We start from the raw sequence: 14,155 nt of genomic DNA, 5'->3' as shown, positions 1-14,155 counted from the left end.
CCCCGAGGCCCTCAGTCCTCCGGCTGGGGGCTGACGCCCTTGCAGCTGGGGGTGTTGTCCCTGGTACCGGGCAGGGCCGAGGCGCGCAGGGCGCGGTAGCGGTCGGCGTAGGCGTCGTGGACGCTGTCGCTGTCCACCTTCAACAGCGTCTCGTCGTTCTTGGTCAGGGCGGGGCCCGAGTAGTTGTGACTGCCTGTCCACACCAGCTTGTCGGTGGCCTTGGCGTAACGTCCCTCGATCATCAGGGTCTTGGAGTGGACGACCTCGCGGGAGGTGCCGGGGTCGCCGTCGTCGTCGTAGTGCAGGCACCGCACGGCAGGACCGCCCGGCGCGTGCAGGGCCTCCCAGGTGCCGGGGGAGCCGGTGCTGGCCTCGCTGTCGGTCTGGGCGTAGACGATGTCGACGGCGCAGCCCTGGCGCTGGAGGGAGGCGAGTTTCTCGGCGACGCCCTGGCGGGTGAGCTTGAACATCGCCAGCCGCACGCGGGTGCGGTGGCTGCCCGAGGCGTCCTTCCAGCGGCAGGTGACGTTGTCGAGAATGCCCGTCACGGTGTCGCCGCCGCGCGGGCGCGGGAAGAAGTAGCTGGTGTAGGGGGAGGCGGCGGCGCGGGTGTAGCGCCAGGAGCGCCAGTCGGATCCCGCGACCTTGTCGAAGTAGCGGCTGTAGGCGGCGTACGTGCCGCGCTGGGCGACGACCATCGCGTCGTTCCAGAACTTGGTGTAGCTGCCCGTCGACAAGTTCGACGACGTCTGCACCACGACGTCGCGTAAACCGCCGGTCCGCGAGAAGAGCCAGAACTTGTTGTGCGCGATGGAGTTGCCCGCCGAGGGGTCGCCCAGGCAGGACTTGTTCTCGGGGCAGAGTCCGACGAAGGACCGTTTCGCCCGGTCGGTGCCCAGCGCCTTGCGCAGGATGGAGTAGGACGTGCTGGAGGGCATGGAGCTGACGCTGGACTCGTCCAGCATCACCTGGACGTTGACGCGGCGTTCCGGCGCGGTGTGCGCGGTGGCGAGCGCGCGGGCCACCTCGGCGTCCCAGAAGTGGTAGAGCGCGACCTTGATGGTGGAGCGCGGGGCGGCGGCCTCGACGCGGTCCAGCAGGTCGCTGCGGATGGCGCGCTGCTGCGCGGCGGTGCCGTTCGGCTGGTTGAAGACCGGTCCCGTGCCCGGGGAGGCCGCCGCGGCGGACGGGGGAGTGGTGAGCGTGAGCCCGGCGCCGAGCAGCAGGGCGAGGGGTGGTGCGGCGGCTCGCAGACGTGACAAACGCGACAAACGCGACAAAGGGGCCCTCCTGGCGGCTGGCTGGTGCGGACCGTGCGGCCGTACCGGGAGGTACGGCCGGGTCGCAAGCGAGGGTAGGGACGCCAGAAGCTCCTGCTCAGCCCGTCTCGCCGGCCAGCCGCTACGCGTGGGGCTGGTGTGACGCACGAAGACGGAAGGGCCCCAGGAGGCGAATCCTCCTGGGGCCCTTCCACCGTCTCGCGCTCCCGTGCGCCGGTGTGCGCCGCACGCGCCGCCCGAACGGGTGACGGCTCCGCCGGGGCACTCGGACCGGGTGCGCGGCTACTGGATGCGCGGCTACGGGGTGACCGCGTCCTCCGGATCGGAGGCGCCGCCCGGCGCCTCCATCTCCGCCTCCTCGGCGGCCTCCTCCGCTTCCCGCTGTCCGGGGATCTCGGCCGTGCGCCGCGCGACGCGCACGTTGCGGGCCTCCGTCTCGTCGGCGAGCTTCAGCGCCGCGGCGTTGAAGCGCGCGAGGGACGGCGGTTCCGAGGGGCCCAGCAGGCGCGTCTTGAGCTCCTTGCGCGCCCCCACCAGCGTGTCCTTGCCCGCGTCGCGCACCGACTCCAGCAGGGCCGGGATCTGCTGGGCGTCGGGCGTGAGGACCGTTCCGGCCCGCACCGTCGGGAAGGCGTGCCGGAACTCCTCCTCGGTCATGCCGCTGGTGTTGGCCACCGCGTACGGCTTCTCGCTGCTGAGGTAGTCCGAGACGACGGAGGAGACGTCCGAGATCAGCAGGTCGGCCTGGTTGAAGCAGCTGAAGATCGCCGGGCGCGGCCCGGTGACGATCTGGTGCTCGGAGACCGGGAAGGACGCCCAGTAGGCGGCCTCCCACGCCTCGGTCGCCTCGCGCACCCGTTCGGCGTTGCCCTCCTGCGGGGTGCCCTGGCCCTTCATCCGCTCCATCTCGTCCGCGCTGGCGCGGAACGCCGTGGTGGTGGCCTCGTCCAGGACGGCCGTCCGCCGCTCCAGCTCGGCGGTGGCCTGCGGGTCGCGGCGCCCGGCGCCGCGCTCCACGTTGGCCTGCGTGATCATGGCGCGGATGCGCTGGTCGGCGGCGCCCGCGCGCGGGTCGACCGAGCCGGTCATCGGGTGCGGCTTGTACAGCAGCCGCACCTTCGGGTCGGCCAGCAGCGCGGCGACGATGTGCTCGCCCGCCAGCGGCACCGAGGTGTTGCCCGGGTTGCCGTCCCAGCCCTCCCAGGTCGGCGCGTACAGCACCGTGGTGTAGTCGCTCGCGGCGGCCGCGGCCCGCTCGTCGGCGTGCTGGATCGGGGTCAGCTGGGGGCGGCCGACCTCGACGACGTCCTTGTCGTCCACTCCCACCTCGGCGAGCGCGTAGCGCTCGCGGGCGGCCTCGCCGGCGACCCACACCTGGTCGTAGGCCTTGGCGTAGGGGTTGCAGGAGGAGAGCTTGTCGGACTCGCCGTGGTTGATGAAGGCGTGCTTGAGGGTGGGGATGCGCAGCACCTGCGAGGTCTTGCCGGAGTTCGCCGGGTGCAGCAGCACCTTCAGCGTCGAGTGCTCCAGGTGCATGAGGTGGGCGACCTTGGGGATGCAGACGATCGGGACGTCGGTGGCGTCGATCTTCTGCACCATGAACCGCTCACGCAGCACGATCAGCGGCCGCCCGTCCAGCTCGGCCAGCGTGCTCAGCCACATGTTCGCCTGGTACGCGCTGGTCGTCCCGCCGGAGAAGTACATGCCGACGGTCGGCTTGTAGGCCGCCAGCCACTTGTCCAGCCACGCCATGACCTCGTTCTCGCTGCGGGAGCGCTTCTTGGGCAGCAGCCAGGTGCCCAGGTAGACCGCGCTGCCCAGCGACAGCAGGAACGTGCAGCTGACCCCGACCAGACCCCATTCCTGCTGGGAGAGGCCGGCGGAGAGCATCAGCCCGACGGTGCCGGGGATCGAGAAGCGCAGCAGCCTGCGGCTGGGCTGCCGGGCCAGCAGCCGGGAGGGCGCGTCGGTCAGCCGCAGCGCCGAGGCGTCGATGTTGCGGGTGACGACCGGCAGCGTGCGGGTACGGCGCACCAGCTGGGCCACCGCCTGGCACAGGAAGTGCGCCGCGTAGGCGAGCAGCAGCAACAGGGTCAGCGGGCGCTCTATGTCCGGCGGCACGTCGGGGATCCGGACCAGCCCGATGACGATCAGCATGTCGCGCAGCAGCTGGCGGGTGGTGACGTCGAAACGGACCTTCCCGAGCAGCGCCAGCAGCCCCGGCTGCCGGTGCGTCAGGTACAGGTCGAGAGCGAGGCCCGCCAGGGAGGCGGTGAGGAAGACGGGCACGTTCGGCAACAGCGCACCCGCGAGCTGTGCGGTGTAGAACACCGCCAGCGCGAGCAGCGCCGCGAGCTGCACGGCGCGTCGTGGGGAGAGTCCGGCAGAGGGCACGGGCTGGGCTCCTGGCATGGAGATCGAGGGTCTGCAGAAAAAGGGGCGGCCGGTGGCGGTGGGGCCAGGGTCGACCCCTGACCGTATGTCGCCCGCGGGTCAAGTGACAATCTTCGACGGACCCGGATACGTGCTTACGTGGTCAAAGGTAACCATCCGCCCCCGTCCATTGCGCGGAACGGATGAGCGCCCCGGACCAGCGCTGACGTAGATTGCGGACGAGAACCCGCGGCGGGTCACCGGTCAGGGGCGCACACGGACACCCCGGGCGCGCCGCGGCGGCATGGGTACGAGGGGTACGTACGGGCGTGGCAGGCAGGACGAAAACCACCGGCGACGAACGGCGCGGCGACGGCGCGGCCGCGGGCGCGGCCGTGTCGCGTGGCGACGGCGGGGAGGCGACACCCGGCGACGGCGTGGTGCGCCCGCCCGACGGCGGTACGGCGGAGGCGCCGTCGGCCGGAGCGGCCGGGGCGGCCGTGGCGCCGGTGACAGGTGCGGCCGAGGGGCCGTCGGCCGATTCCGCCGAGATGCCGGTGACCGGTGTGGCGGAGGTGCCGTCAGCCGGTGCGGCGGAGGTGCCGTCGGCCGGTGTGGCGGAGGTGCCGTCGGCCGGTGTGGCCGAGGGGCCAGGGCACGGTGCGGCCGGGGCGCCAGGGGGCGGCGCGGCCGACGCGGTGCCGGGGGCGGGCAGCACGGACAGTGGTGCGGCGCGCCGCCGGCCGGGGCCCGAGGCGTCGTACCGCGCGGCCGTGCGGGACGCCCGCCGCGTGGTCGTCAAGGTCGGTTCCTCGTCGCTGACCACCGCGGCCGGCGGCCTGGACGCCGACCGGGTGGACGCCCTCGTCGACGTCCTCGCCCAGCACGCCGGGCGCCCCGACCGGGAGATCGTGCTCGTCTCCTCCGGCGCCATCGCCGCGGGACTCGCCCCGCTGGGCCTCACCAAGCGCCCCCGCGACCTGGCCCGCCAGCAGGCCGCGGCCAGCGTCGGCCAGGGGCTGCTGGTGGCCCGCTACACCGCGTCCTTCGCGCGCTACGGGCGCCGCGTCGGGCAGGTGCTGCTGACCTCGGACGACACCAGCCGCCGCGCCCACTACCGCAACGCCTACCGGACCCTCGGGCAGCTGCTGTCGATGGGCGCCGTGCCCGTCGTGAACGAGAACGACACGGTGGCCACGGACGAGATCCGCTTCGGCGACAACGACCGGCTCGCCGCGCTCGTCGCCCACCTGGTCCGCGCCGACCTGCTGGTCCTCCTCTCCGACGTGGACGGCCTCTACGACGGCAACCCGGCCACGCCCGGCACCCGCCGCATCGACCAGGTGCGCGGCCCGGCCGAACTGGAGGGCCTGGACATCGGCAGCGCGGGCCGCGCGGGTGTGGGCACCGGTGGCATGGTCACCAAGGTGGAGGCGGCGGGCATCGCGGCCGGTGCCGGAGTGCCCGTGGTGCTGACCTCCGCCGTGCACGCGGCGGACGCGCTGGCGGGTCGCGAGACGGGCACCTATTTCCACCCGACCGGGCGACGCGCTGCGGGGCGGCTGCTGTGGCTCGCGCACGCTTCGGCGCCCACCGGGGCGCTCACCCTGGACGAGGGTGCCGTGCGGGCCGTCGTGGAGCGCCGTACCTCGCTCCTGCCCGCGGGCATCGCCGGTCTGGAGGGCGACTTCTCGGCGGGCGATCCGGTGGAGCTGCGGGACGCCGCGGGGCGCGCGGTGGCGCGGGGGCTGGTGAACTTCGACGCGAAGGAGCTGCCGCGGCTGCTCGGCCGCTCCACCCGAGACCTGGCCAGGGAGCTGGGCCCGGCCTACGAGCGGGAGGTCGTCCACCGCGACGACCTGGTGTTGCTGCGCTCGTGAGGACTTCCGGGCGGTTGTGCGGCCCGTGCCGGTCGTACAGCTGAGCGGTGCCCTACCCGATGGGGACAGGGAAAAAGACCAGCCTTTCCACGGACACCTTCCGCAAAACGGCCCCACGGGCCCGCGTGGACTGGTCAACTTTGACTCGGGCGGTCCGCGCGGCACGTGCACCCGCACGTGCACGCACCCCTCCCCACGCCGCACTCACCAGCACCACTCCAGGAGGCCACCGGTGGGACGACTGGCCAGCGTCGACATGGCGCCTTCTCCCCAGTCCGAGGAACGCATCGGCTCCCGGCTCTGGCACATCACGCTCAGCGTCGCCGGGCGGGAGGCGCCGCTCGCCGAGGTGCGCAGCGCCCTCGAACAGCTCGCTCACGATCACCCCTTCCTGCTGACCAGCCGCTACGCCAACGATCACGCCGAGATCCGCTACTGGGAGGAGGCGGAGGACCTGCACGACGCCGCCGCCGTGGCGCTGCGGCTGTGGGGCGAGCACCGGTCCTCGGCCAAGCTGCCGCCCTGGGAGATCGTCGGCCTCGAGGTGATCGGCCGCGAGACCTTTCACCAGCGGGTGGCGGAGGGCTACGGACCGCCACCGGCCAGCCCGGTCGGCGTCCACCCCTTCTGACCCGCGCGGGGGGGCTGCTCCGACCCGTACGCGGACTGCCACCCGTACGCGGGCTGTGCCGTGCGCGGCCGGCCCGTGCGGCGCAGCCGTGAGACGCCGGGGCGCCTCCTCGCGGGTCCCGGCTACCATGCGCGCCATGAGCGCATCCCAGACCAGCGGCTCCCCGACGTCCCCGGCCGACGGGGCCCCGACGCCTCCGGCCGACGCCGCGCGGCCCGGCGCCGCCGCACCGGCGGCGGACAGCCCCGTGCACGCGGTGGCGCGGCGTGCGCGCACCGCCGCAGCGGCTCTCGCCCCGGCGCCCCGCACGCTCCGTGACGCCGCGCTGGCCGGTATCGCCGACGCACTCGTCGCGCGCACCGGCGAGATCGTCGCCGCCAACGCCGACGACGTGGCCGCGGCGCGCTCCGAGGGCACCCCCGAGTCCGTCGTCGACCGGCTCACCCTCACGCCCGAGCGGGTGGCGGCCATCGCCTCCGACGTGCGCGACGTGATCGCGCTGCCCGACCCCGTGGGCGAGGTCCAGCGCGGCTCGACCCTGCCCAACGGTCTGGAGCTGCGGCAGGTCAGCGTCCCGCTCGGCGTCGTCGGGATCGTCTACGAGGCGCGCCCCAACGTCACCGTCGACGCCGCCGCGCTCTGCCTCAAGTCCGGCAACGCCGTCCTGCTGCGCGGCTCCTCCTCCGCGCACGCCTCCAACACGGCTCTGGTGGCCGTGGTGCGGGACGCGGTGGCCGAGGCGGGGCTCCCCGCCGACGTCGTGCAGCTGGTGCCCGGACGCGGCCGTGAGAGCGTCACCGAGCTGATGCGCGCCCGCGGCCTGGTGGACGTGCTCATCCCGCGTGGCGGCGCCTCGCTGATCAAGACGGTGGTCGAGCAGTCGACGGTGCCCGTCATCGAGACCGGCACGGGCAACTGCCACGTCTACGTCGACGAGAGCGCCGATGTGGAGACCGCGCTGGCCATCCTCGTCAACTCCAAGGCGCAGCGTCCCAGCGTCTGCAACGCCGCCGAGACCGTACTGGTGCACGAGGGCATCGCCGACGTCTTCCTCCCGCGGGCCCTGCAAGCGCTGACCGAGGCGGGCGTGACGGTGCACGGCGACGCGGCCTGGCAGAAGGCGGGTGGCGCGGCGGACGGCCTCGCGGTGGTGCCGGCCACCGCGGCGGACTGGGCCGACGAGTACCTCTCCCACGACATCGCCGCGGCGGTCGTGCCCTCGCTGGACGCCGCCGTCGAGCACATCCGCACGTGGTCCTCGGGTCACACCGAGGCCATCGTCACCTCGGACACGGCGGCGGCCCGCCGCTTCACCGCGCTGGTGGACGCCGCGGCCGTCATGGTCAACGCCTCCACCCGGTTCACCGACGGCTCGCAGTTCGGATTCGGGGCCGAGATCGGCATCTCCACGCAGAAGCTGCACGCCCGCGGCCCGATGGGGCTGCCCGAACTGACCTCGACGAAGTACGTGGTCACCGGTGAGGGGCACATCCGCCGCTGAGCCGCTGAGCCCCCCCGTTCTGCCGCCCCCGTCCTGCTGAGCCGCCGTCCTGCTGAGCCGCCGTCCCGCGGAGCCGCTGGACCGGTACGGGCGGGCGGCGCCGGGTGCGTTTCCCGCCCTCTTCCCGCCGACTCTGGCCGGATTCCCGTTCGCCCTGCCCAAATTGACCGCATAGGTCTACGCTGGACCGCGTGCCGGACGAGGTGGGGGGCCAGCCGTTCCCGGACGGTGAGGAGCCCGAGTACCGCGACCACGGGGCGGCGGACGACGTGTTCGCCTCCGTGGTGCTCGACGAGAGTTTCGTACGGGCCGCGCAGGTCCATGAGCCGAGCGCGGCGGAGCGCGTGCGCGCGGCCGCTGCCCAGTCGCACGCGGAACGCGCAGAGCACGCAGAAAACCCAGAGCACACGGAGACCGACGCTCCGCGGGTGGCGGAGGACGGCCTGGTGCACGGCCGCGGCATGGCCGAATTCCCGGACTCCCCGTACGGCGAGCCGCCCGAGGAGGGCGTCTGGGACGAGGACCCGGACGGTGACGACGACAGGTTCGGCCGCCCCGGCCGCTACGGGGAGTACGGTCCCGGCGGGCTCCCGCCCGAGCTGGAGGCGTACGAACACGGCGCCGACTTCGGGTACGCGCGGGGCGCCCACGGCCCGTACGCGGCGCGCGGCAGCGCTCCGCGCCCCTACCGGGGCCACCGCAGCTGGCAGCGGCCGATCGCCTGGGTGCTCGCCGTCGTGATGGGGATCGGCATGGTCGCGCTCGCCTTCTCCGCCCTCTACCGGGGCACCTCCGACCAGCGCGACGAGCCCGTCCCGCCGCCCGCCTCCACCGGCGTGGAGCCGACCGATCCCGGCGCGCTGCCCACCGTCACCGCGCAGCCACCCGGCGGCTGACGCACGCAGCCCCCCGGCGGCTGACGCCGCCCGCCCACCGCCCCGCGCGCCCGGCGGACGGCGTAGGAGAACAGGACACCGGCGCTTCGGCAAGTTGTCCGGGACCGCGTCGTTTACCTCCCTGCGCGCGGTTCTACCCTGTGGGTATGGCAGGGCGAGTGGAACCTCCTGACGGGACGCCCGACGGGGCTCCCGGCGGCGACGACGAATACCGGTCCCTGGTGTTCGACGAGTCGTTCGTCAACGCTGCGCAGCTCCAGGAGTTCTCCGCCCAGGAGCGGCTGGACGACGAGGAGCACGCCGCCGTCCGCGCCCGCCCCGAGGGTGAACGCCACGGCCGGCTGGGCCTGGGCTTCTCCCGGCAGGGTCTGATCCTGGTCCTGCTCATCGCCCTGGCCTTCGGCACCGCGATCTACATGGGCATACGGAACCCCTACAGGTCGCCCGCCAAGCCGGAGGCGGAGCCCGTGCACAGCGAACTGATGCCGCTCGCCCCCCTCGACCCTGTCGCCGGCGCCACCCCCGACGACCTGTTCGAGCACAGCCCCGCCGCGAGCTTCGAGAAGGGGGCCGACGGGGTGACGCTGCCCTCACCCGTTCGCAGCAGCGACCACTTCACCCAAAACCAGGTTCAGGCCGCGCTACTGGGGGCCAAGGACTACATCGTCCAGAGCTCGCTCGACCCCAGGGTCCTCACCGGCAGCGCCGTGCGGCCCGTGCGCGAGCTGCTCGACCCGCGCCAGCACCGCCAGTTCGACCAGAGCGTGAACAACCCACGCAACGACGGACGGCATGCCGCCACCGCCTGGATGGTGCGCTTCGACCCGGCCAAGGCGGCGCTGGCCGGCGAGCAGGTACGCGTCCACGGCACCCTCACCGCCCAGGAGGTCTCCGCCAACGCGCTGGAGGTCACCGCCGACCACGTCTTCGTGTACGCCGTACGGCCCGCCGACGCCGGCGAGGGCGAGGACGCCGAGCGGGGCACCTCGCTCTTCTCCGTGCGCCGCGAGGTGCGCTTCCACTTCGAGCGCGGTGACCTGCGCGACCACCAGGTCACCCTGCGTCAGGTCTCGATGCGGGCGGGGCCGATGAACTGCGGCGAGGACCCCGCGGACAGCCTGGCGCCGCTGCTGGCGGGGGAGAGGGCCAAGGACGCGGGAAAGGCGGGGACCGACCCCTTCGCGCGGGGCCGGTCCACCGCCTCCATGTGCGGGCTGCTGTCGCCCAGTGCCCAGCCGAGCCCGGCCCATCCCGGCAGGGAGAAGGGCTGAGGCTCTTCTCCGAGAAGCCTCAGCCCTTCTCCCTGCCCTTCCGAGGGGCGTCGCGGGGTCGGTGACGGGGCCGGCGTCAGCTCGGTTCTGACCCGCCGGGGCGTCCGGTGCCGTCCGCGTCCGAGCCGGTGTCGCCGTTGTCGTTGCCGCCGTTGTCGTTGCCGCCGTTGGTGTTGCCGTTCGAGCCGCCCTGGCCGCCGCCGGAGCCCCGGCCCGTGAAGGTGTCGCGCAGCCGGCCGCCGACGTCCCCGACACCGCCCGCGATGTCGCGCACGATGCCCATGAGCGGGTCCTTGCTGTTGCGCATCGAGTCCGAGTAGTGGGTCGCGGACTCACGGAAGGAGTCCCGTATCGAGGCCTCCCTGTCCTCCTGGCGCCGGGGGTAGTGGCCGTCCATGATCCGCTGGTAATCGCGGCTCTCCGCCCACTTCTTCAGCTCGGCGGCGCGCACCGTGGTGAACGGGTGGCTGCGCGGCAGCACGTTCATGATCTTGAGCACGGAGTCGCGCACGTCGCCGCCCGCCTCGTACTCCTTGGCCTGCGCCAGGAAGGCGTCCACGTTCATCTCGTGCAGGTGGTTGCCGCCTGCCAGCTTCATCAGGCCCCGCATGGACGCCTGCAGGTCCTGGCCCACCAGCAACCCCGCGCGGTCCGCCGACAGTTCCGACTTGCGGAACCACTCGCGCAGGGCGATCACCAGCGCCCGCACCGCCACGCTGCCCAGCGGAATCCACGCGATCTTGATGGCGAGGTCCGACAGGAACAGCAGGATGGTGCGGTAGACGGCGTGACCGGAGAGCGCGTGCCCGACCTCGTGGCCGACCACGGCGCGCATCTCCTCCTCGTCGAGGAGTTCGACCAGGCCCGTGGTCAGCACGATCACCGGCTCGTCCATGCCCACGCACATCGCGTTGGGCTTCGGGTCCTGCGTGACGTACATCGGCGGGACCTTCTCCAGGTCCAGGATGTAACAGGCGTCCCGCAGCATCGCGTTGAGGTGCGCGAACTGCTGGTCGCTGACCCGGACCGAGTCGGAGAGGTACAGCAGCCGCATGCTGCGCTCGGGCAGCAGCCCGCTCAGCGCCTTGACGACCGTGTCGAAACCGCTCAGCTTGCGCAGCGACACCAGCGCCGAGCGGTCGGTCGGGTGTTCGTACGCCCGGGATGAGATACCCGGGAAGCGCCGCCTCTCGCGGCCCGGCAGGCGATCCGTACCGCCAGTGCCGTCTGTCATGGTCTTTCCCCCTCCTCGACTGGGCTGTCCACACTAGAGTGTGGGACGCGGAGCGCGGCCCTCCCGTTGCGTCCGGACGTCTCCCTTCTCACGCACCACCCCGCTCACCGCCCGCTCCCCACCTGTTTCGCGGGCCTCCCGACCCGTGTGGGCTGAGTCGGCGTGAGCCGGCGCGAGGCGGCCGCTTACGATGTGGCTGCGCACTTCGTGCCGCCCCCTGGTGTGCGGCCCGGAGAAGCGCCACCCAGTGTCCGCGCCTCACGGGATAGGTTCTGCCGACGATGATGCTGCCCAGCACCGCACACGACGCCCTGCTGACCCTCGCCTCCAGCGGCGAGCACGGCGAGAGCGCACGGCACGAGAGCCTCAGCCCGTATCTGACGGGTGGGGGCGCGCTCGTCGCGCTCTTCCTGCTGCTGTGGATCACCACCCGCTTCAACCGGGACCGCTGAGCGTCCCACCGGGCGCGGGCGTCCGTACACACGTCTCACGAAACGGCACAGGATAGGGTCGTCCCGCATGGGAGAGGACATAGTGCCCGGCACCGGTAAGCGGCGGCTCGGCGTGATGGGGGGCACCTTCGACCCCATCCACCACGGCCACCTGGTGGCCGCGAGCGAGGTGGCCGCACGCTTCCACCTCGACGAGGTCGTGTTCGTCCCCGCCGGGCAGCCGTGGCAGAAGAGCCACAAGCAGGTCTCGCCCGCCGAGGACCGCTACTTGATGACGGTCATCGCGACCGCGTCGAACCCGCAGTTCTCCGTCAGCCGCATCGACATCGACCGCGGCGGCAAGACCTACACCATCGACACGCTGCGCGAGCTGGCCGAGGCCAACCCGGACACGGACCTGTTCTTCATCACCGGCGCCGACGCGCTGTCGCAGATCCTCAGCTGGCGCAACACCGAAGAGCTGTTCTCGCTGGCCCACTTCATCGGCGTCACCCGTCCGGGGCACGCGCTGGCCGATCCCGGGCTGCCCCAGGGGGGTGTCTCCCTGGTGGAGGTCCCGGCGCTCGCCATCTCCTCGACGGACTGCCGCGCACGGGTGGAACGCGGCGATCCGGTCTGGTATCTCGTCCCTGACGGCGTGGTCCGGTACATCAGCAAACGCGCGCTGTACCGGAGCGGCCCAGGGGAGGAATCGCAAGCGTGAGCGACGGCTACGGATACGACCCGTACGCACCACAACCCGAGATCATCGGCTACGACGAGTACGGCAGGCCCGTCTACCGCCGGCAGGACGCGTACGACCAGCCCTACGGCGCCCAGAGCGGCTACGGCGCCCAGGGCGGCTACGAGGCCCAGAGCGGTTACGAGGCCCAGGGCGGCTACGACGCCGCGGCCGGCCAGGGTGGGTACGGCACCTACGACCCCTACGGCCAGGCCGGCGCCGCCGGGCAGCAGCCGGGTCACGACGCGTACTCCGGCCATCCGGACACCGCCCCGCAGCAGGGCGGCCACGCGGGCACGTACGGCTACGGCGCCCACGCCCCGTACGGGCAGCAGCCGGCCGCCCCGCAGCAGTCGCAGCACACCCGGCAGCAGGCCTGGTTCCCCGAGCAGGCCCCGGCGCCCGCGCAGGAGCAGTACGCACCGGAGCAGGCCGGGCAGGAGCAGTACGCACCGGAGCAGGCCGGGCAGGGGACCTACGGCCCCGGGGAGCCGTCGCGAGAGCGCCAGGCGCCGGAGCAGGCGCAGCAGGGCCAGCATCCGCCCGGGCGGCCGCCGCAGGCGCGTCAGCAGTCCGGTGGCGGGGAGGACGGCTACCAGACCGAGCAGTTCTCCTTCGTCGAGGAGGCCAGCGACGAGTCCGAGGACGTCATCGACTGGCTGAAGTTCAGCGAGTCCCGCACGGAGCGCCGCGAGGAGGCCAAGCGCCGGGGCCGCAACCGGATCGTCGCGCTCGTCGTCGTGCTGGCGCTCGTGGTGGCCGGCGGCGTCGGCTACCTCTGGTACGCGGGCATGCTGCCGGGCACGGGAGGCGACGAGCACAAGAGCGGGGCCGCGGCGGGCAAGCACCGGGACGTCATCGTCGTACACCTGCGCGAGGAGAACGGCGACAGTTCCACCGCGCTGCTGGTCGACAACGCAGGCACGGGCCAGGGCACGTCCCTGCTGCTGCCGAACGCACTGGCCGTCACCACGGAGGACGGGACGACCACGACGCTCGGCAAGTCGGTCGACGACCAGGGCGCGGGGCCCACCAGGGACGCGCTCAACACCCTGCTCGGCTCCGACATCAAGGGCACCTGGCGGCTGGACACGCCCTTCCTGGAGAAGCTCGTCGAACTCGTGGGCGGTATCTCCGTGGACACGGACACCGCCGTGCCCGGTGAGAAGAAGGGCTCGGGACCACTCGTCGAGCAGGGCTCGGCGCAGGAGATGGACGGCAGGGCCGCCGTCGCCTACGCCACCTACCGGGCCCAGGGCGAGCCGCAGGACAAGCAGCTCGCCCGCTTCGGCCGGGTGATGCGGGCGGTCCTCAAGAAGGTCTCCAGCGAGCCGCGCGGGGCCACCAGGACCGTCGAGTCGCTGGGCCAGATCCCCGACCCGTCGCTGTCCGAGCCGCAGCTCGGCGCCTCGCTCGCCAAGCTGGCCGCGCACGCCAAGAAGGGCGACTACCGCTCGCAGGTGGTTCCCGTGCGGGCGAACGGCACTCTCAGCGGGCAGGTCAGCGACCGGATCGTGGGCAAGGTCCTCGGCGGTACCGTCAAGAACTCCGACCCCGACGCGGCGCCCAGAGTGAGCCTGAAGAACGCCACGGGAAAGCGCGGCCTGGACGCCACCGCGTCCGTTGCCCTGGTCAACGGCGGCTACACCGTCGTCAAGGGCGGCACCGGCGCCACCCGCACCACCTCGCTGGTCACCTACGCGGAGGCGGCCCAGAAGTCCAGGGCCGAGCAGGTCGCCAAGACCCTGGGCCTGCCGGGCAGCGCCGTACGCAAGGGAGAGGACACCACCGCCAACGCGGACGTCACCGTCGAGCTGGGCGCCGACTACGAAGGCTGAGACCCTGCCCGCCTCCCCGGGCCCGTGCGCGCGTACCGTGCCGTGCCCGTGCGCCCCTGCCGTGCCCGTGTCTGCGCG

11 protein-coding genes are annotated in these 14,155 nt (G+C 72.9%); 8 read left to right on the top strand and 3 right to left on the bottom strand.

All coding sequences use genetic code 11. The annotated features are described in order from the left end of the window. Positions 1-11: 11 nt before the first annotated feature. Together MMF93_RS11075 and MMF93_RS11070 are read right to left on the bottom strand one after the other, a co-directional pair. Positions 12-1,262, bottom strand: a complete 1,251-nt coding sequence (locus tag MMF93_RS11075; protein WP_242751122.1) for a phospholipase D-like domain-containing protein — start codon at positions 1,260-1,262, stop codon at positions 12-14. A gap of 315 nt (positions 1,263-1,577) precedes the next feature. After that, positions 1,578-3,674, bottom strand: coding sequence for a hypothetical protein (locus MMF93_RS11070; protein WP_242751120.1), 2,097 nt, complete (start codon positions 3,672-3,674; stop codon positions 1,578-1,580). A 752-nt stretch (positions 3,675-4,426) separates the two neighbouring features. On the opposite strand from MMF93_RS11070, the gene proB reads away from it, so the two are divergent. The 5 genes from proB (at position 4,427) to MMF93_RS11045 (ending at position 9,832) form a co-directional block, all read left to right on the top strand. Then, a complete protein-coding gene (proB, locus tag MMF93_RS11065; protein WP_242757479.1) occupies positions 4,427-5,533 on the top strand; it encodes a glutamate 5-kinase in 1,107 nt (368 codons plus the stop codon). Positions 5,534-5,789: 256 nt separating this feature from the next. Then, positions 5,790-6,164 (top strand): hypothetical protein, encoded by a 375-nt coding sequence (locus MMF93_RS11060; protein ID WP_242757477.1) that lies wholly within the window; start codon positions 5,790-5,792, stop codon positions 6,162-6,164. Positions 6,165-6,300: 136 nt separating this feature from the next. Continuing rightward, positions 6,301-7,665 carry a glutamate-5-semialdehyde dehydrogenase gene (locus tag MMF93_RS11055; protein ID WP_274709445.1) on the top strand — a complete coding sequence of 455 codons (1,365 nt, stop codon included), beginning with the start codon at positions 6,301-6,303 and terminating at the stop codon, positions 7,663-7,665. 191 nt (positions 7,666-7,856) lie between these two features. Beyond that, the gene (locus MMF93_RS11050) at positions 7,857-8,561 is read left to right on the top strand and encodes an SCO2584 family spore wall biosynthesis protein (RefSeq protein WP_242751118.1); all 705 of its coding nucleotides are present in this window, start codon (positions 7,857-7,859) and stop codon (positions 8,559-8,561) included. A gap of 146 nt (positions 8,562-8,707) precedes the next feature. Further along, complete coding sequence (locus MMF93_RS11045; RefSeq protein ID WP_242751116.1) at positions 8,708-9,832, top strand: SCO2583 family membrane protein; 1,125 nt, start codon at positions 8,708-8,710, stop codon at positions 9,830-9,832. A 76-nt stretch (positions 9,833-9,908) separates the two neighbouring features. On the opposite strand, the gene MMF93_RS11040 is transcribed toward MMF93_RS11045, so the two are convergent. Beyond that, positions 9,909-11,066 (bottom strand): M48 family metallopeptidase, encoded by a 1,158-nt coding sequence (locus tag MMF93_RS11040; RefSeq protein WP_242751114.1) that lies wholly within the window; start codon positions 11,064-11,066, stop codon positions 9,909-9,911. A gap of 281 nt (positions 11,067-11,347) precedes the next feature. On the opposite strand from MMF93_RS11040, the gene MMF93_RS11035 reads away from it, so the two are divergent. From MMF93_RS11035 to MMF93_RS11025, 3 genes are all read left to right on the top strand, one after another. Then, on the top strand, positions 11,348-11,518 hold the full coding sequence (locus MMF93_RS11035) for a hypothetical protein (RefSeq protein WP_181856594.1): 171 nt from the start codon (positions 11,348-11,350) through the stop codon (positions 11,516-11,518). A 67-nt stretch (positions 11,519-11,585) separates the two neighbouring features. After that, positions 11,586-12,221, top strand: a complete 636-nt coding sequence (gene nadD, locus MMF93_RS11030; RefSeq protein ID WP_242751112.1) for a nicotinate-nucleotide adenylyltransferase — start codon at positions 11,586-11,588, stop codon at positions 12,219-12,221. Next, entirely contained in the window at positions 12,218-14,077 is a 1,860-nt protein-coding gene (locus tag MMF93_RS11025; protein WP_242751110.1) for an LCP family protein, read from the top strand. Before nadD ends, MMF93_RS11025 begins: the two co-directional genes overlap by 4 nt. Positions 14,078-14,155: the final 78 nt, after the last annotated feature.

Source organism: Streptomyces tubbatahanensis, assembly GCF_022699385.1.
Taxonomy (GTDB): Bacteria; Actinomycetota; Actinomycetes; order Streptomycetales; family Streptomycetaceae; genus Streptomyces; species Streptomyces diacarni.
Note: the sequence above shows the minus strand (reverse complement) of the source record. Positions and strands in the feature narration are given on the sequence as shown.

Excerpts from the sequence above, each read along its gene's own strand:
- MMF93_RS11045 (WP_242751116.1), top strand. The coding sequence starts at position 8,708 with ATGGCAGGGCGAGTGGAACCTCCTGACGGGACGCCCGACGGGGCTCCC.
- nadD (WP_242751112.1), top strand. The coding sequence starts at position 11,586 with ATGGGAGAGGACATAGTGCCCGGCACCGGTAAGCGGCGGCTCGGCGTG.
- MMF93_RS11040 (WP_242751114.1), bottom strand. The coding sequence starts at position 11,066 with ATGACAGACGGCACTGGCGGTACGGATCGCCTGCCGGGCCGCGAGAGG.
- MMF93_RS11055 (WP_274709445.1), top strand. The coding sequence starts at position 6,301 with ATGAGCGCATCCCAGACCAGCGGCTCCCCGACGTCCCCGGCCGACGGG.
- MMF93_RS11035 (WP_181856594.1), top strand. The coding sequence starts at position 11,348 with ATGATGCTGCCCAGCACCGCACACGACGCCCTGCTGACCCTCGCCTCC.
- MMF93_RS11060 (WP_242757477.1), top strand. The coding sequence starts at position 5,790 with ATGGCGCCTTCTCCCCAGTCCGAGGAACGCATCGGCTCCCGGCTCTGG.